Source organism: Rahnella sp. PAMC25559 (assembly GCF_050632365.1).
GTDB classification, from domain to species: domain Bacteria; phylum Pseudomonadota; class Gammaproteobacteria; order Enterobacterales; family Enterobacteriaceae; genus Rahnella; species Rahnella rivi.
In genome coordinates this window covers 1,744,880-1,761,532 of record NZ_CP192543.1, presented here as the reverse complement: position 1 = coordinate 1,761,532, position 16,653 = coordinate 1,744,880, and the positions used below count along the sequence as shown (strand labels likewise).

The following is a 16,653-nucleotide window of genomic DNA, read 5'->3' as shown; positions in this document are numbered from 1 at the left end:
AGGGTTCCCTTATAAATCTTTCAAAGTCAACTCTGCAAGTTTTGACCAAGTGAACATTTTAACTGCATCTATACAATTATCGCTAAATTTGACAAGTAAATCCCGTTCCCGATAAAGCTTGAGTATTGCCTCAGAAATATCGTTAACGTTTTCTTTAACAACCAGACCAGTTTTATTATGCTGCACAACCTCACTGATAGCACCGACATCTGTGGCGATGGAAGGTATGCCATATTTACCTGCTTCCAAAAACACCAGTCCGAAACCTTCTATTTTTTTATTGCTGTGCTTAGCTGCTAATATGAAGACTTTATTTTTTTTATAGATTTCTTCAAGTTCTGTGTCTCCAACGTTGGAACGAATTCGCAAATTAACTTTGTTTATTTTAGCTAAATCTTCAAGATTTCTTTTGAAATCATCACTTCCGTTACCGACGATAGTGTAAAAAATATGGCGGCGAACTTCATCAGAGAGCAATCCTAAGGATTGAATGACATAGTCATATCCTTTCCTGTCATCAAGTCTTCCGACAGTTAATAAATTAAATTCGGTCGAGAGAACATCTCTGATATAAGAGTCATTACTTAAAATAATGTCCTGAGATACCCCAAGATAGGTGACAATAACAGGCACCGATGCAGGAACATGATGATTTTCCAGAAGTATACGTTTCGTATAGTGGCTGTTTGTAAAAATTGTCTGAACACCAGAAAATAAATTCAGGAACATCGCGAAGATAGAGGCTTTACCGTGTTTGAGATTAAGCACTTCACTACCATGCAACATCAGGTTAAATTCAATCTTTTTACCCAATCTCAGTGCATTAACACATTGTATCGCAATCCAAAATGGCCAGTCAGCGGCGAGAATATAGTCATATTGAGTAAAGTCTATTGACCGAACTTTTTTGATCAACTTCGGCAAATGCCAATACTTAAATTGCCCCCCAGGGACAAGGTTCAAACTGATTCCTTCGCTTAAGTGGCTTCGAATCAGTGATCCGTCATACTTCGGTGCAACCAGCGTCACTGCGTAATCTTTTTTTATGGTATTTATCAGCTCTTCACAATATCTGCCGATGCCACCTTTGAAGGGGTAAAATTCATTGGTAAATATCAAAACACGCTTCACGATGCACCCCCGGTTATTTTATTTCTGGCAAAATTAAAGACTTCACGAAGAGCATTAACTTTCAGTAAAGTGCAAGAAATGGTATATACAACTCCCCCGAGGAAAATTTTTATAAAGATATCCAGCATACCGTTATCCACCTGAATGTAATTAACCGATAAATACATCAATATGGTTGAAATAATCACTGTAATCATATCTTTCAACTGTTTAAACGCACCGTATCCGAACAGTTTCCCTGGGTAGTAAGCATTAATAAAAAAGTAGCAAACTGAAACAGCGAAATTACTCATCACCATATATTCAAGACCAAATGGAGCAGAAATAAATAATCCCGCAATGGTTAAAGGAAACTTAATAAGATCGATTTTTAAATATAAATCTGACCGACCTATCGCATTTAGAAGATTGGCATTGATAGCTCCCAGCGGAATAATCATACGCGACAACGCCAACCATTGAATGATATAAACAGAAGGTAACCATTTATCTGTCAGAAACACTTTCACGAAAGGCTCGGCGATGACAACCAATCCGACCATGCAAGGCAATACTATAAATGCCGTCATATCCAGACTTTTTTTATAAATACTCATCAATCTTTCCCTGTCATCTTGCGCCGCCGCCATGACCGGAAATAATACACCTTGCAATACATTGAATAAATTTACTGAAAGCAAATCAGGCAAGTTTCGCCCTTGCGAATAGAAGCCGACTTCCTTGCTGGTGAAGATTCTGCCTATCAAAATTGAATACGAATTATCAGATAAAACTCCCATTAATCCAGCCAGGAAAACCTTGGAGCCGAAGTTAAAGAGCTCTTTAGTTCTTGAAAAAGAAAATTCAAATTTAGGTCGCCATTTTGACACTATAAACATTAAGAGAGTCACGAATGCAGAGTAACTGATTGCCTGATATACCAAAGCCAATACCCCGTAACCTTGGTAGGCCAGACAGAGGGCTAATATACCACTGACCAATACGGCCCAAAAATTAACGAGAGTTTTTAATCTGAAATTAAGTTCGATACTCAGCTTGGCGATTTGTACGACACTGAGTGATTTAATCACTATGCTCAACGAAATTAACCTGATTACGTCAATCAACCGGTCATCTTTGTAGAAATGGGCAATTTCTGGTGCGAAATAATACAGCAGAAAATATATGATCAAACCTAAAGAAAAATTAATAAAGAAAACTGTCGAGTAGTCCAGATCGGTGCGGTTTTTTTTCTGAATAAGCGCCTGAGAAAATCCGCCATTAATAATGACGTCCGAAAGGACCAGAAATACAGCCACCATACCTACCAGCCCATATTCTGCCGGGGTAATCATTCGCGCAATCATGATTCGAATGACAAACTGCCCCCCCTGAACCATAAATCGTTCAATCGCATTCCATATCAGGCCGGATATCGTGCGTTCTTTTAATGATTTAATCGTCATGTTCTTTATCTACGTAGGCATAACCATAATGGCTGTAGCCATAGCCATAATAACTGCTGGCCTTTTTAATCACGCTGTTAATAATACAACCTTTCACCTCAACACCACTTTGTTCAAAACGCCTGATACTGACTTCCACTTCTTTGACGGTATTCATTTCGAAACGCGCAACCAACAAGGTGGTACCGACGTAACGTCCGATAATTGCTGCATCTGTCACGGCCAGAATTGGCGGTGTATCCACAATAACCAGATCATAATGTTCAGATGCCCAGGTCATCAGTGTCTCGAAACGCGGGTGCATCAGAAGTTCGGCAGGGTTAGGAGGTAATTCCCCTCTTGATATGAAATCAATATTCACGGAGGAAACACTTTTGACGGCTTTATCAGGGCTTGTCTTGCCGGATAAAATACTTGAAAGCCCCTCATCAATATCTACTTTGAATAATTTGTGGGCATACCCTCTTCGCATATCCGCATCGATGAAAAGAACCTTTTTGTTTGCCTGAGCAATAACCGCCGCCAGATTGCTGCTGATAAAGGTTTTACCGGCACTTTGGCTTGGGCCAGAAATCATCAGCACATTGTTCTTGGCTTCCATCATCGCGAAATGCAGGCTGGTTCGCAGACTTCGAATCGCTTCAATCGCCAGATCGGCGGAGTTTTCGACCGCCAGAAAATTAGTGGCCGATGTTTTTCTTTTTGCCTTTAATGACCGCTTTTTGTCTGACTTATTGTTTCTGGTCAGCCATTCTGAAAGCGGGATACTGGCGTAAACGTTGATCCCTTTCTCTTCCAGTTGCTCAGGTGAATCAATGCCTTTACGCAGGAATACGCGCAGAAGCACCAATCCAACTGAAATCAGAGCACCCAATATCAGTCCAATTAGTACAATCAGCACTTTCTTCGGCTTTACCGCTTTCGGTTCAGTCACGGCCGTGTCGATGATCCGCACATTACCAATTGCACTGGATTTGGCGATGCTCAGTTCCTGTTGACGGTTAAGCAGTTGCATGTAGATGGCGCGGTTGGACTCTGCGTCACGGCTAAGTCTGGCCACTTCCTGCTGGGTCGCGGGCATGGCGGAAACACTTTTGTTCAACCGATCCCGTTCCTTCAGTAAGGTCTGGCGCTTTTCTAACAGTGCTTTGTAGGTAGGATGATCTTTAGTGTAGAGCTGTGAAATCTCAGCTTCGCGGAATGTCAGCTCATTCAACTGGCTCTCGACATTCACTATCTGGTCGAGGATGGATTTCGCCTCAAGTGAAAGATCGACGGAGTCTTTCTGCCGACGGTAAGTATTCAGGGCATCTTCAGACGTGTTCAGATCCGTGCGCACCTGTGGTAATTGCTGGTCAAGAAAATCGAGACTCTTGGCGTCCTGCGCAGCCTGACGGGCGATATTTTGATCGAGATAGTTCTGGCTGATGCTGTTGAGGATGGCTGAGATCAGTTCCTGATTATCGCCGTTCAGCGAAAGGTTCAGGATGCCGGTGTCTTTTCCCTGGTCAGTGACGCTGAAGGCATCAAGCAAATCGTTTATCGCCCGTAATCTGCTCAGGTAATAGACGTTGAAACGGCTGCCCGCCGGAGCCTGAATATCATTGACCAGCAATGAAATCCCTTTCTCATTAAGCAGACTGCCAACCACGCCTTTGATGTCGATATTATCGCCTTCGACCCGGTAATTATTTTTATCTATAACCGTAATCACTAATTTAGGGACATCGCCGCCGCCCGAAGGCACATACAAACGACTGATCGACAGCTTACCCGGTACGTCGCCGGTTAATCTTGCCCATCCCCGGCCCAGCAACGGGAAGTATTTCTGCTTCACCACGGCCTGTAAGTTCAGATCATCTACCGTTTTTCCCAGGATCATTCGCGACTGCAATAACGCGATTTCAGGCGCTGACTGAGGCTGAGCGTCCGGCAATACCTGGCTCAGGCTTTCGAGGATCGCATTACCTTGTTTCTGCTCCACCTGAATCAGAGCATCAGCCTGATAAATCGGTGTGGCAAAGAGAACATAAATAATAGCCAGCACCGTAATCACCGAGGTGATGGCAATAATTAATTTACGGTGGTCAATAAGTTCGCCAATTAAACGACTTAAATCTATTTCATCGGAATCGGGTGAAGCGGGCGTTTTTGATATGACTGGAGACATGCGTTGATTTCCCTGATGGAGTTATCCGTTCAGTTTTTGTAACCAGGACTGACAGGCCTGGTCGATTAGCCGGTAAACAGACTCAAAGGCTTCCTGACTTTTTCGGTAAGGGTCGGGGATCTCCCTCTGTCCGAGCCAGTGCCCCAGCAACATAATCTTGCCGCGCGCCTCAGGTGAGATACGGCTGATTTGCTCCTGGTGAGATTTCTCCATTACCAGGATCAGGTCGTACTGGCGGCCAAGGGCAGAGGTGAACTGGGTGGCGTGGTGGTTTTCAAGCGCTAACAGGTGCTTTTTGGCGACCTGTATCGCTCCGGGGTCAGCCGGGTTACTCACCAGCGCCGCCATACCAGCCGAGTCTATTTTCTTATCGGGTAACATCTGCCTCAGCAGCCTTTCAGCTATCGGTGAGCGGCAGATGTTGCCCGTGCAGACAATCAAAATGGCATCAAACATTATGGATTCCACTGCCGCACGAAACGACCGGCTTCAATCATGTCATGCACGCCTGTAATGGTCGGGACAATCTGGGAAATCACGCGGTTCCAGCGCACGATCGGCGCGGTGGTGACATAGACAATATCGTAGGGTTGCAGCTGGAATTCGGTACTCATTACCATCGACGCCGCATCTTTGGCGTTAAGCTGGTAAATGTTGGCGATCTTGCCCTGATTGCTGCCTTTCAGCGGCCTGATAACAAAGATCCCCGAGGCATCAGCCATGCTCTGTGAAATACCGTCTGAACTGCCCAGCGCTTCCGCCAGCGTCATGCCGCTGCGATCCATTTTGAGCGTGCTTTGTTTGACAACTTCGCCCATCACGAACACTTTCAGATCATCATTACGCGGCACAAATAAAATATCGCCGGGATAAAGCAGGCGGTTCTGGGTCAGGTCACCCTTTTGCATCAGCGCATGCAGCGAAATCGGCGTGTCTTTACCGTTGTGGTTTAGCACCACATTGCGCCAGTCAGCGTCCGGCGCTAATCCGCCCGCCGCGTTAATCGCATCAATCACAGTGAGAGGAATGTTAGTGATGGGCTGCTGACCGGATTTTATGACTTCACCGGTGGTGTAAATTTTCTGTGAGCGGAAAGCCGCAATGCTGACGTCCACCTGCGGGCTCTCTATATAGGTCGCCAGGCGGGTACTGATATCTTCCCGGATCTGACTGACCGTTTTACCCGTGACTTTTAATTTGCCGATATAGGGATAGAAAATCGTGCCATCGGCATTCACCCAGTTGCCGGTATCACTGGCACTGCGGTATTGCCCGGCAGGGGTGGTGAGTTCCGGGTGATCCCACACCGTGACCATCAGCACATCGCCCACACCAATACGATACTGATAGGCTTTAAGCTGCTGATCTAATTCCGGATTGGGGCGCGCCGTGACAGCATCTGGCCGTAATCCGTCAACCAGTCGTGGCGTTAACGGATATACATTGACCAGTTTATCAATATCAAAATTGCTGTCCGGTTGTTCAACTACGTGCTTGTCCCCTGTATTTAAACTTTGTCCGGGTATGACGGTGCACGCACTCAATACACCGGACGTTAATATCACTAAAGAAATATTAAAAAAGCTATTTTTCATTATCTCACATCATCTGCTATTTAGTGTTAAATCTGCCTTCCAGAGTAATTCCGTATTCCCTTCCGGCAGTCGCGAATCATCATTCCTGTGTGAAGATATTAAAAAACAATCAAAAAACTCACGTCCACGACAGAGAAGCTCTGCTGACATGAAATAAAAGTTAGATTATTTATTTTGCAGATCTCATTATGGTAATGCGTTATTCAATGCTTGCCATGGTCACAGGATAATTAATAGGCCCCTTCTTTTTTCAATACAACGCCGATGGTTTTGAACAGAATGGCTATATCATTCCACATGGACCAGTTTTTAACATACCAGGCATCAAGATAAACCCGCGTGGAATAATCCACCTCACTGCGACCACTGACCTGCCACAATCCGGTCATTCCCGGCTTGCTCAGCAGGTAATACTCGACCTCATCGTAATAACGCACCAGTTCCGCAGTAATAATGGGCCGCGGACCGACCAGGCTCATCTCACCTTTAAGTACGTTAAACAGTTGCGGTAACTCATCGAGACTGGTTTTTCGCAGGAAATGACCGATCGACGTTATGCGCGGATCGTTTTTGAGTTTGAAGGTCATGTCCCATTCCGCCCGGGCTTCTGCGTCACCTGCCAGCAACTCTTCCAAAACCTCTTTGGAATTAATCACCATCGAGCGAAATTTCAGGCACTTGAAGGGTTTGCCTGACTGCCCAATGCGTTCATGACCATAGATGGCCGGGCCGCCGTCTTTGCGGACCTTGCGGGTAATGTAGATAAGCAGAGGCGATAACAGGATGATGATGCTCAGAGATGTGACGATGTCGAACAGCCGTTTGGTGACGCGCGAAGAAAATTTTGCCAGATTCTGATGCACGCGGAAGATCATCACTTCCTTGCTGAAAATAAACGACATATCGGTGTTATCCAGCGGCATACCGCGTAACGTCGGGATAACGGACACCGAACTGTAACCGTGGATCATAAATACCCGCAGCCATGCATTACGGATGCCGCTCTGATGCGACTCCACCGCGACAATAAACTGCGTTTTTTTATCGACATGCGTCCGTACCCAGTTCTCGTCAGAGGGCATGATGCGTATGCCTTCAATCATATCTCCCGGCTGATCAGCACCTTCACTGGAAATGAACTGGGTGACGCGTAAACCCAGATTCCTGTCACTTTTGATGGCGCTATACGCTTCGCGGGCATTGTTGCCGCTGCCAATAATGATGGCATCGCGTTGCCAGAAGCCAAAGGCATGCAGCGCCTGTTTGGTCAGCATTCTCGCCACAGGGACCGCAATCAAAACAAGTATCCATGTCAGGACCCACAGATAGCGCGAGAAATACCATTTGGCGAAGGCGATCACGGCGATTTCGATCAGAGCAAAAATCAGCAATGTACGAAGGATCTCCTTCAGCTCGAACCAAAATGTTTTGCGATAATAATAGTGCCTGAGGCGCAGGTGAAACCACGCAACGCAGCAGAATGCCAGTACGCCATGCAGGACAATCCAGCCGGCGGTCTGAGCATCAGGAATACGTTGCTCAAAGTGAGTCATGACATTATTTAGGATGCCCTTCGCTATATAAAGCGAAAGGGTGAAACTGAGGAAGTCAGATAAAGCGAGAAATAAACTGGCGCAAACATTTCTGGTGAGAAATTTCATATACCCCCCACAATAAATAATCAACCTCCCTTTTCAGTGAGCCGAAAAGAGACGATATGATGGTGAATAAGATGCTGAGATTCAGGGCGTCAGCATGGAATTTTTTATAATCATGTTTTTTGATTGTGCCGTTATTTCAGCTACGCTACCGCCCCTGGTTTACGGCCACCAATTTGCCAAAAAAAGAGTGCAATTATCCGGGCAGCAGGATCCCCTCACCTTGGGCATTCAGATGATGGCGATTCTTGCTTTAATGAATTAAAAAATTGATGCCTATTGATATTTACAGTGTCAGAAAAAAGACTGGATGAATTCCTCCTGACTGTAGGCCGACCATAATATGCCTTGCATCGCCTGGATCTGACTGCCTTTTAAATATTCCAGGTGGCGGGCGCTTTCAATGCCGCCAATAATAACGCCCTGACTGTATGGCTGAAGGTGCTCAATAATTTGTCGAAAAGATAAGGTTCCCTGGTGTTGCCAAAAAAAATGCTGACTTATTTTTATATGTTCAAACTTCTCATTCATGACCAGTGTCAGGCTGGTATTGCCTTCCCCAAAATGGTCAAGCCATAAGGGGCCATGCTCTGACAGCGCGTGCAGAACCGGGCGGTCCTGTTCGGCACTGAACTCGGGGAAAAACGCATCCAGCGTGAGTCTTATATAATTGTGCTGCTGTAACACGTTGCGCATCGCTGCGTTATTCACGATATGGCTGGCAATCTCGTAGTCGATTCGTATTGAAAGTAAAAAATTATTGTGGGTAAAGATATCGGCATTAATACAGGCCAGCGTCACCTCGTCGAAGAAGTTTTTGATTCTTTCTTCGGCAGATAAATGAAATGTCTGGCTCCCCGCGTCGTGCGGATGTTGTTTATTGGCAACCTGATGCGCTGACTTTTTTACCAGTTCAAAACCCAGTATCCCGCCAGATACTGTCACTATCGGTTCAAAGAGATAACTGGAATCACTTCTTTTGACCGTACGCATCCCTTACCCCATGGTAAAAATAATACAAAGAGACATTATCCAAACCAGCAATAGGTGCCTGGTCTGTTAAAATTCAATCAGGTTATTCTGTTGCCCACAGCATGCTTATGCAGAAAGAACAAAGCCGAACTGCTGCTGGCATCAACACCTATCTTTCTCAGAGAATTACACTTATGTACGCTGACCGTTTTAACGCTAAGTTTGAGTATGTTTGAAATACTGGTCACAGAAAGACCGGTCATCATCATGACTAAAACCTTTTCTTCCATTTTTGTGATTTTATAATCAAACGACTCCTTGTTACTGGTCATGTTCTGAAGCTGAATAAACTGCTGTATTGCACTGACTATCTCTGACAGCCCTTTTTTCTTTTTAAGAAATTTGAATTGTTTTTTAAGCAGTAACCCCAGCATCAGCATGTCTACTTCTGAAGAAATGATAAGTATGCGTTCCGGATCCAGCACATTGATATTTTCGTTTAAAAACTCATAACACTTGTGAAAGCCGCCTCCCGATGGATCAATAATCAGATAATCTTTTGTATACAAGTTCACCTCATCGTCACGGTTAAAAAAAATGACACCGTTAACGTAAGGCAGTTTCTTGGAGATTATTTCTTTTATCGCCAATTTAGTAAACTGGCACTCACTCCAGATTATTACCCGAGGCATTGGGCCGCCTAATAGTGTGGTTTTTAAAAACGCTCAGACACTTCTCTAACAGAGCGGGAAGAATAGAGCACTTTCATAACGCTTAAAAAAACGAAATTATTCATCATTGCTCACATCATATTTATTCCTTCCCAGTGACTTCCAGTAGAGTAATACGCAGCCAAAACTCTTCAAATCGTTTATCTCGCTCACTATTACACCCAACAATAGGTTTCACCGATCGATTTACGCTTTCTTATCGTTATTTACCCCACTCAACACTAGGCGTTGTCCTAGTAATCATTCGTATTCTCACTCGAATTGTGAGCCATGTAACGCTTTTAGCATTAATAAGGCTTGAAATCTAAGACCTTTCTTAAGCGCAATTCACAGGGTCAGAATAATTTTATTAACACGCGATTTGGACTGTATTTTTTGATTAGTACAGGATAATGAACTTTTTTAGTCGGAATTTTAGTTTAAGTTTTTACGCAAATTAATCACAAAATTATCGATACTGGGTAACATTCTTAAAAAAGTATTTAGAATCAGAATTCATTAGCCTTTAATGCTGTTTATGAGCACAGATGTGACATTTTGAAACAGCGGCTGCTTTATAAGAGCATTCTTATTAAGCAGAGATCAGCTATTTTCGCCATTATTTCATGGCGTCAGTCGAAATAAGTCGTTTCATCTGGCAGTGAAATACTCAGAGCATTCTTAAGATAAAAATTCATTTAGGGAGGGGGGTTCTGCTGTTTATTAGAATTTTCAGGATTTTATAATCAAATGAATATTCTCACAGAGATAAAACCGGGGTGGGAGATTATTAAAGGGAAAAGAGACATTACCGGGCGGGAAAATTGGCCTGAGCCATCCTACTGACAGTCAATAACGTGGTCAGCAGCCTGGTCACGTTATTGACTCATTGACGCCGGTGTTACTGCCGCAATGAGGGAGGGTTCAGACGTCACTTTGCGTAATACGTGTCAGGTGGATGACCAGATACAGCAGCTCATCGTTGGACATCACCATCTCCAGCAGATTTTTAATATAATCGCGGATCAGCAGAGCGCAGCGGTAAACGTGCGGATACTCTTTGATGACCTGTGAAAAGATAAAATCATCCTTTGAGACAACCTGCTGTTTCTCCACCATTCTTTGAATAAAGAACTGCATATGAACCAGAAAACGGGCGTAATTGAGCGACTCCGTGTCGAGCGTGAGACGAAAGTGATATTGGATAATATTGAAAATATCCTTCAGCATTTTCACCGCCAGCAGGGTGTGCTCCATGTTTTGCACATCGGTCTGACCGTTAACCAGATGAAAAGCTATATTCCCCGCCTCTTCCTGCGGGAGCTGGATATTCAGGCGCTGGTTGATGTACACCAGCGCCTGTGTGGCCACGCTAAACTCATGCGGATAAAAGCGTTTTACCTCGAACAGCAGCCGGTTCTGGATCGTGATGCCCTTGTGATAACGCTCAATGGCAAAACTGATGTGATCGACCAGCGTGAAAAAAATCTGCTCGTTGATCCGGCCCTTCAGCCCGGCGTTTGCCAGGCTTAAGATCATCTGCACAATCTCAATATGCGCTTCCGGCGTATCTTCAATCAGACGAAGATATTCACGGCCTTTCTGATTATCTTGTACTGCATAGATTTTCTCGATGCTGGCCGGGTCGAGAACGTCACCCACTTTGCTGCCAAAGCCAATACCCTTGCCCATAACGATAACTTCGTTGTTATCGTGATCCGTTGATAGCACCAGGCTATTATTGAGTACCTTAATGACCTTCATCTTCTCAGCCAAAATCCTCTGTGTTAATCGCGCTGCACGCCGTTTGAGGCAATGACTCGCTGATACCAGCCAAAGCTGTTTTTTCTGATACGCCGCAGATCCATCAGGTCTTTTTCACCCCGGTTAACGTAGATAAACCCGTAGCGTTTGGCGTAACCCTGATGGGTGCTGACCACATCGATGGCCGCCCACGGACAATACCCGATAAGCGCCACGCCGTCGTTAATCGCCAGTTGCATCTGCTCAATGTGCTGACGCATAAACGTCATGCGATAAACATCATTCACCGATCCGTCCGGCAGCAAGGTGTCCGGTGCGCCAATGCCATTCTCCGTGATCAGAATGGGCAGATGGTAGCGTTCGCAGACCTTGCGTAAGGTCAGCCGCAGGCCCACCGGGTCAATCACCCAGCCGTACGGCGTTTTATCCACAAACGGATTGTCAGCCGCGCGGTATACGCCCGGCTCACCGAGCATAATCTGCTGGTCGCCCGCCCGCGCGCTGATATCAGACGCATCGCCACGGCTGGCGGCAATGGTCGCGGTGGAATAGTAATTGATGGCGATGTAATCCGGTTTCCCCTGCAACAGTATGGCGGCATCTTCCGGCGCCATCACCGGCGTCAGGCCGCGATCTTCAAGATAACGCCACGCCAGCGCGTTGTAACGGCCATGCACCGCGACATCCAGAAAACTCCAGCCGCGCAGGGTTTCCCAGTTATGGGCGGCGATGGCATCCAGCGGATGGCAGGTTTCCTGATACATCGAGGTGGTGTTGATCGCCGGGCCGATTTTCGCGGCGGGGCACCGCTGATGGCACAGCGCCATGACTCTGGCTTGCGCCACCATCATGTGATGATTTTGCTGGTACAACACCTGCTTCGTGGGTAACTCCCCGCCCTCGGGCAAGCCGATCGCGCCCGGATGCAGAATCAGCGTATTTTGTTCATTAATGGTCAGCCAGTATTTTATTTTGCTGCCAAACGCCGTGAACAGCACGTCGGCATATTGCACAAAGGCTTCAATCGTCGTGCGGTTCGCCCATCCGCCCTGCTGTTCGAGCACATACGGAAGGTCAAAGTGATAGAGCGTGACCACCGGTTCAATGCCGTGATGGCGTAACTCGTCGATCAGTTGCTGGTAAAACGCCAGCCCGGCCTGATTAACCTCGCCGGTGCCCTGCGGCAGAATGCGCGTCCAGGCCACCGAGAAGCGATAGGCCTTCAGCCCAAGCTCAGCGAACAGCGCAACGTCTTCACGAAAACGATGGTAATGATCGCTGGCGACGGTGAAATCTGCCGTGTCAGCCGGATGCACCAGCATATCGACCACCGACGGACTTTTGCCGTCCTCGTCCCATGCGCCTTCCACCTGATAAGCCGACGTTGATGCGCCCCACAGAAAATCTTCCGGAAACCCCTGCAGCTTCTGATAAATCATGCGTTCTCCTTGGCGGTATTCAGCGTGATGATGGTTTCTCCGAAACTGACGTTACCCGGCTGGCGACACATCAGCTGCGGATAGGCTTCACTGTTCACCACCAGAACCGGTGTGATGATCTCGTATCCCAGCGCGGTGATGGCAGGAATATCAAAGCGCACCAGCTCATCGCCCGTTTTCACCCGGTCCCCGACCTGAAGGGCGGAAGTAAAATGCTTACCGCCCAGACTGACGGTATCAATACCGATGTGCATCAGGATTTCGACGCCGTTATCACCACGAATACCGACCGCATGGCGGGAGGGAAGGAAAGTCACCACTTCGCCATCAACCGGCGCGCGCAAAAGCCCTTCACGCGGGATAATCGCGATGCCCTGCCCCAGAAGCCCTTGTGAGAACACATCATCACTGACCTGATCCAGCGCCACGGCTTCACCGGCCAGCGGGCTGAGGATCTGCTGCCGATCGCCGGAAAGGCGTGCCGTATCCTGCGTTTCAGTCGCCTCTTCCACCGGATCATCGAAGCCTAAAATCCAGGTCAGCGCAAAGGTCACCACGATGGCGATGGCACAGGTAATCAGGGCATGAACGATGTTCATCGGGTTTTCACCGATGAATGCCGGTAACGCGGCAAGACCCGGAGAAACGAACGCGTAGCGCACCAGCCCGCTCAGCCCGGCATAAATACCGGCACATCCGCCGCCGATCATCGCGGCGATAAGCGGCCTGCGCAGTTTTAACGTCACGCCGTATAACGAGGGTTCGGTGATCCCAAGCAGCGCGGTAAACCCGGCCGAAGAAGCTAACTGACGCAGGTTTTTGTTTTTCGTGCGAAACGCCACGCACAGCGTTGCCGCGCCCTGAGCGATGTTGGAAGCCAGCATGCCGGGGCCGTTGATCATCTCAAAACCATTCTTGCTGAGCTGGCCGGTCGCAATTGGCGTCATGGCCCATGCAGTACCGGTGATCACCAGGAATGGCTGCAACCCGCCCATCAGCATCGGGATAAGCCAGCTGGCTTTGCCATCAATCATGGCCGCGCCGCTGGCGACCACGTCGTTGAGGAAAATGCCGAACGGCCCGACAACCACCAGCGCCAGCGGTGCCGTCACCAGTAAAATGATCATCGGCTTGGTGAAGAATTTAATCATGGTCGGTGAGACTTTTTCGGCGAAGCGTTCGATATACGACATCAGCCAGACGGTGAAAATAATCGGCAATACTGAACCGGCATAATCGGCGAGACGTACCGGAATGCCGATGAAATCGATCGCCGTTCCTGCGGCCATCATCTGCGCCAGATTGGGATGTAACAGCGCCCCGGCGATGGTCATGGCGAGGATCGGGTTACATTCAAATTTGATCGACGCGCCGTAGGCCAGCAGCACCGGCAGAAAGAAAAACGCCGCGTCAGAGATGGTGTCGAGCAGATGGTAGGTCGGGCTGGCGGCGCTCATGACGCCGGTGAGTTTCAAAATAGCCAGCAGCGCCTTGATCATCCCCGCACCGGTGATGGCCGGAATAACCGGCGTAAAGGTGGTGGAAATCACGCTGATGATCTGCGAAATGATCCCGCCTTTGGCTTTCTGTTTTTGCTGTCCGCCCGCCTGCCCGCTGAGATCCCCGATCTCTTTTTGCATTGCGCGAAACGTTTGCTGCACGTTGTTACCCACCACAATCTGGAACTGACCGCCGCGCTGAACCACGCTGATCACCCCCGGCAACGCTTCGATGGCCTGCGCATTCACCTTCGCGTCATCATTGAATTCCATCCGTAAACGCGTGGCGCAATGCGTCAGTTTACTGACGTTCTGCCTGCCGCCGACGTGCGTTAAAATTTCACTGCCCAGCTGTGTGTAATCCATAGGTTTTCCCCGGTGAAAAAAAGCAAAAAAAAAGACCAAAATGAAAATGCACCTCCCCTAAGGAGAAGTGCATTCTTATTTTGGTCTTGCCTGCCTGAGCAGTAACACGCCTCAATAAAAATGCGTTGGCAACCGGTGATAACCCGTTGCGCCTGAAGTATCGCCATACCCTTGTCAGGTCAGCAACAGCGAAAATGACTTTTTGCGAGTGGCATCACGAACTATTTAAAAACCCGGCCTTCAGTTCTGCTCCGAGACCAGCACCGCCATCGTCTCCGGCTCCAGCGCCCTGAAGATGTGCGCCACGTCTGCCGGATAGGAAATATAGTCGCCGGCATTGAGCTCGACCGGCGATCCCACCAGCCCGACCAGCGCGCGGCCCTGGGTGATAATGATGTGCTCCACCGAGCCCGACGGATGCGGGCTGGAAATGCGGTCTGCGCCCGGCTGAGTGGTCAGCAGATAGATATCCCGGCGTGCGCCCGGTGGGCACGTTGCCAGCAATACCGCTTTGTAATCGGCCATTTCTGCGATCACCGTCGGGCCTTCGCCACGACGGATCACCTGCATTTTACTCAGTTCCGGCTCCATCAGCCGTGCAAAAGGAATATCCAGTGCGACGCACAGCGCCCACAGGGTTTCCAGACTCGGATTGCCGTTCCCGGCTTCCAGCTGCGACAACGTCGATTTGGCAATCCCGGCCCGGCGGGCCACTTCTGCCAGTGATAACCCGGTACGCTGACGTTCGCGCACCAGACCTTTAGAAATAACGCTGATAGGTTGAGACATGGCGACACCCTGATTTACATAACGAACGATCGTTCGACTTGAAGAACGATTCAGATACGTTCATTATAATGGATATTCGTTCGTTATGGGATTTAATCATGCGTAAGCAGCTCTTTGCGCCTCTCGGCAATGATGTGGTAAAAGCCATCTTTCTGGTTTGCCTGGCCGACGGCCTGGTCGGTATTTCTTATGGTTCTCTGGCGGTGGCAGGCGGCTTCCCGCTGTGGGTGCCTCTGGCGCTCTCTTTGCTGGTGCTCGCCGGCGCTTCGGAATTTTTGTTTATCGCCATCGTCGGCGGTGGCGGCAGCCCGTTTGCCGCGGCGGCGGCCGGATTACTGGTTAACGCACGGCATTTGCCTTTCGGTATTGCCGTGAAAGATCTGGTGGGCCGCAAACACGTCAGCTGGCTGGGGTGCCACCTCATGAATGACGAAAGCGTCGTGTTCGGCATCTCCCAGCCCTCGCATGAAAAACGTAAAATGGCTTACTGGCTGTGCGGTCTGGGGATCGCCCTGTTCTGGCCGCTGAGCGTGATTGCCGGCGCTTTCATCGGGCAGTTTATTCCCGATATCAGGGCGATCGGCCTGGATGCGGTTTTCCCGGCCATCCTGTTGGCGCTGATTTTTCCGGCACTCAGGCAACGCAGAACGCTGATCCCGGCGTCCTGCGGCGCGCTGATCTCGGTGATGGCCGTCCCTTTTGTGGCAGCCGGCATACCGGTGCTGTTTTCCCTGCTCGGATTACTGGCCTGGAGGCATAAAAAATGACGCAGCATTCGCTCTGGATGGCCGGTATCGCTTTGCTGGCAGCCGGCACTTTTATCCTGCGCGTGGCCGGTTACCGACTCGGTTCGCGCCTGACGCTGTCGCCCGCGACGCAGACAATGTTATCGGATTCCGCGACCATTTTATTACTGGCCGTTGCCGCCACGTCGGCGCTGTTTGAGGGGGCACATTTTGCCGGATTCGCCCGCATCACGGGGGTCGGCGTGGCGCTGTTTTTAGCATGGCGGAAGGCACCGCTTATCGTGATTATTCTCGCGGCGGCGGTGGTCACGGCGCTGATGCGCTGGCTCGGTGTGGAATAGCAGAAACAAAAATGGCTCCGTTTCAGGA

At 48.5% G+C, this 16,653-nt stretch carries 15 protein-coding genes; 3 read left to right on the top strand and 12 right to left on the bottom strand.

The window, feature by feature from the left end; all coding sequences use genetic code 11:
* Positions 1-9: 9 nt before the first annotated feature.
* From ACQZQY_RS09345 to wbaP, 6 genes are all read right to left on the bottom strand, one after another.
* Positions 10-1,131 carry a glycosyltransferase family 4 protein gene (locus ACQZQY_RS09345; protein ID WP_431296995.1) on the bottom strand — a complete coding sequence of 374 codons (1,122 nt, stop codon included), beginning with the start codon at positions 1,129-1,131 and terminating at the stop codon, positions 10-12.
* Positions 1,128-2,576, bottom strand: coding sequence for a lipopolysaccharide biosynthesis protein (locus tag ACQZQY_RS09340; RefSeq protein WP_431296994.1), 1,449 nt, complete (start codon positions 2,574-2,576; stop codon positions 1,128-1,130). Before ACQZQY_RS09340 ends, ACQZQY_RS09345 begins: the two co-directional genes overlap by 4 nt.
* On the bottom strand, positions 2,566-4,746 hold the full coding sequence (locus ACQZQY_RS09335) for a polysaccharide biosynthesis tyrosine autokinase (protein WP_431296993.1): 2,181 nt from the start codon (positions 4,744-4,746) through the stop codon (positions 2,566-2,568). Before ACQZQY_RS09335 ends, ACQZQY_RS09340 begins: the two co-directional genes overlap by 11 nt.
* Positions 4,747-4,767: 21 nt before the next feature.
* Entirely contained in the window at positions 4,768-5,202 is a 435-nt protein-coding gene (locus ACQZQY_RS09330; protein WP_390974375.1) for a low molecular weight protein-tyrosine-phosphatase, read from the bottom strand.
* Positions 5,202-6,341, bottom strand: a complete 1,140-nt coding sequence (locus tag ACQZQY_RS09325) for a polysaccharide export protein (RefSeq protein WP_431296992.1) — start codon at positions 6,339-6,341, stop codon at positions 5,202-5,204. Before ACQZQY_RS09325 ends, ACQZQY_RS09330 begins: the two co-directional genes overlap by 1 nt.
* Before the next feature lie 230 nt (positions 6,342-6,571).
* Positions 6,572-8,002, bottom strand: coding sequence for an undecaprenyl-phosphate galactose phosphotransferase WbaP (wbaP, locus tag ACQZQY_RS09320; protein WP_122096345.1), 1,431 nt, complete (start codon positions 8,000-8,002; stop codon positions 6,572-6,574).
* A 94-nt stretch (positions 8,003-8,096) separates the two neighbouring features.
* Between wbaP and ACQZQY_RS09315 the strand changes: the two genes are divergently transcribed.
* Positions 8,097-8,264, top strand: coding sequence for a hypothetical protein (locus ACQZQY_RS09315; protein ID WP_431296991.1), 168 nt, complete (start codon positions 8,097-8,099; stop codon positions 8,262-8,264).
* A gap of 29 nt (positions 8,265-8,293) precedes the next feature.
* On the opposite strand, the gene ACQZQY_RS09310 is transcribed toward ACQZQY_RS09315, so the two are convergent.
* The 6 genes from ACQZQY_RS09310 to ACQZQY_RS09285 all read right to left on the bottom strand — a co-directional run bounded on the left by ACQZQY_RS09310 (position 8,294) and on the right by ACQZQY_RS09285 (position 15,538).
* Complete coding sequence (locus tag ACQZQY_RS09310; protein ID WP_431296990.1) at positions 8,294-8,992, bottom strand: EAL domain-containing protein; 699 nt, start codon at positions 8,990-8,992, stop codon at positions 8,294-8,296.
* A 77-nt stretch (positions 8,993-9,069) separates the two neighbouring features.
* Positions 9,070-9,663, bottom strand: a complete 594-nt coding sequence (locus ACQZQY_RS09305; protein ID WP_056773360.1) for a helix-turn-helix domain-containing protein — start codon at positions 9,661-9,663, stop codon at positions 9,070-9,072.
* 942 nt (positions 9,664-10,605) lie between these two features.
* Complete coding sequence (gene licT / locus ACQZQY_RS09300; RefSeq protein WP_431296989.1) at positions 10,606-11,445, bottom strand: BglG family transcription antiterminator LicT; 840 nt, start codon at positions 11,443-11,445, stop codon at positions 10,606-10,608.
* Between the two features lie 23 nt (positions 11,446-11,468).
* A complete protein-coding gene (locus ACQZQY_RS09295) occupies positions 11,469-12,884 on the bottom strand; it encodes a glycoside hydrolase family 1 protein (protein ID WP_431296988.1) in 1,416 nt (471 codons plus the stop codon).
* A complete protein-coding gene (locus ACQZQY_RS09290; protein WP_431296987.1) occupies positions 12,881-14,749 on the bottom strand; it encodes a beta-glucoside-specific PTS transporter subunit IIABC in 1,869 nt (622 codons plus the stop codon). Before ACQZQY_RS09290 ends, ACQZQY_RS09295 begins: the two co-directional genes overlap by 4 nt.
* A gap of 240 nt (positions 14,750-14,989) precedes the next feature.
* Positions 14,990-15,538, bottom strand: a complete 549-nt coding sequence (locus ACQZQY_RS09285) for a helix-turn-helix domain-containing protein (protein ID WP_122096339.1) — start codon at positions 15,536-15,538, stop codon at positions 14,990-14,992.
* A 98-nt stretch (positions 15,539-15,636) separates the two neighbouring features.
* On the opposite strand from ACQZQY_RS09285, the gene ACQZQY_RS09280 reads away from it, so the two are divergent.
* The gene (locus ACQZQY_RS09280) at positions 15,637-16,305 is read left to right on the top strand and encodes an AzlC family ABC transporter permease (RefSeq protein ID WP_431296986.1); all 669 of its coding nucleotides are present in this window, start codon (positions 15,637-15,639) and stop codon (positions 16,303-16,305) included.
* Entirely contained in the window at positions 16,302-16,625 is a 324-nt protein-coding gene (locus ACQZQY_RS09275; protein WP_056774901.1) for an AzlD domain-containing protein, read from the top strand. Before ACQZQY_RS09280 ends, ACQZQY_RS09275 begins: the two co-directional genes overlap by 4 nt.
* Positions 16,626-16,653: the final 28 nt, after the last annotated feature.

What these genes read in the sequence shown, in the direction of transcription:
- ACQZQY_RS09340 (WP_431296994.1), bottom strand. Translation starts at nt 2,576, where the DNA reads ATGACGATTAAATCATTAAAAGAACGCACGATATCCGGCCTGATATGG.
- ACQZQY_RS09335 (WP_431296993.1), bottom strand. Translation starts at nt 4,746, where the DNA reads ATGTCTCCAGTCATATCAAAAACGCCCGCTTCACCCGATTCCGATGAA.
- ACQZQY_RS09330 (WP_390974375.1), bottom strand. Translation starts at nt 5,202, where the DNA reads ATGTTTGATGCCATTTTGATTGTCTGCACGGGCAACATCTGCCGCTCA.
- ACQZQY_RS09325 (WP_431296992.1), bottom strand. Translation starts at nt 6,341, where the DNA reads ATGAAAAATAGCTTTTTTAATATTTCTTTAGTGATATTAACGTCCGGT.
- wbaP (WP_122096345.1), bottom strand. Translation starts at nt 8,002, where the DNA reads ATGAAATTTCTCACCAGAAATGTTTGCGCCAGTTTATTTCTCGCTTTA.
- ACQZQY_RS09315 (WP_431296991.1), top strand. Translation starts at nt 8,097, where the DNA reads ATGGAATTTTTTATAATCATGTTTTTTGATTGTGCCGTTATTTCAGCT.
- ACQZQY_RS09310 (WP_431296990.1), bottom strand. Translation starts at nt 8,992, where the DNA reads ATGCGTACGGTCAAAAGAAGTGATTCCAGTTATCTCTTTGAACCGATA.
- ACQZQY_RS09305 (WP_056773360.1), bottom strand. Translation starts at nt 9,663, where the DNA reads ATGCCTCGGGTAATAATCTGGAGTGAGTGCCAGTTTACTAAATTGGCG.
- licT (WP_431296989.1), bottom strand. Translation starts at nt 11,445, where the DNA reads ATGAAGGTCATTAAGGTACTCAATAATAGCCTGGTGCTATCAACGGAT.
- ACQZQY_RS09295 (WP_431296988.1), bottom strand. Translation starts at nt 12,884, where the DNA reads ATGATTTATCAGAAGCTGCAGGGGTTTCCGGAAGATTTTCTGTGGGGC.
- ACQZQY_RS09290 (WP_431296987.1), bottom strand. Translation starts at nt 14,749, where the DNA reads ATGGATTACACACAGCTGGGCAGTGAAATTTTAACGCACGTCGGCGGC.
- ACQZQY_RS09285 (WP_122096339.1), bottom strand. Translation starts at nt 15,538, where the DNA reads ATGTCTCAACCTATCAGCGTTATTTCTAAAGGTCTGGTGCGCGAACGT.
- ACQZQY_RS09280 (WP_431296986.1), top strand. Translation starts at nt 15,637, where the DNA reads ATGCGTAAGCAGCTCTTTGCGCCTCTCGGCAATGATGTGGTAAAAGCC.
- ACQZQY_RS09275 (WP_056774901.1), top strand. Translation starts at nt 16,302, where the DNA reads ATGACGCAGCATTCGCTCTGGATGGCCGGTATCGCTTTGCTGGCAGCC.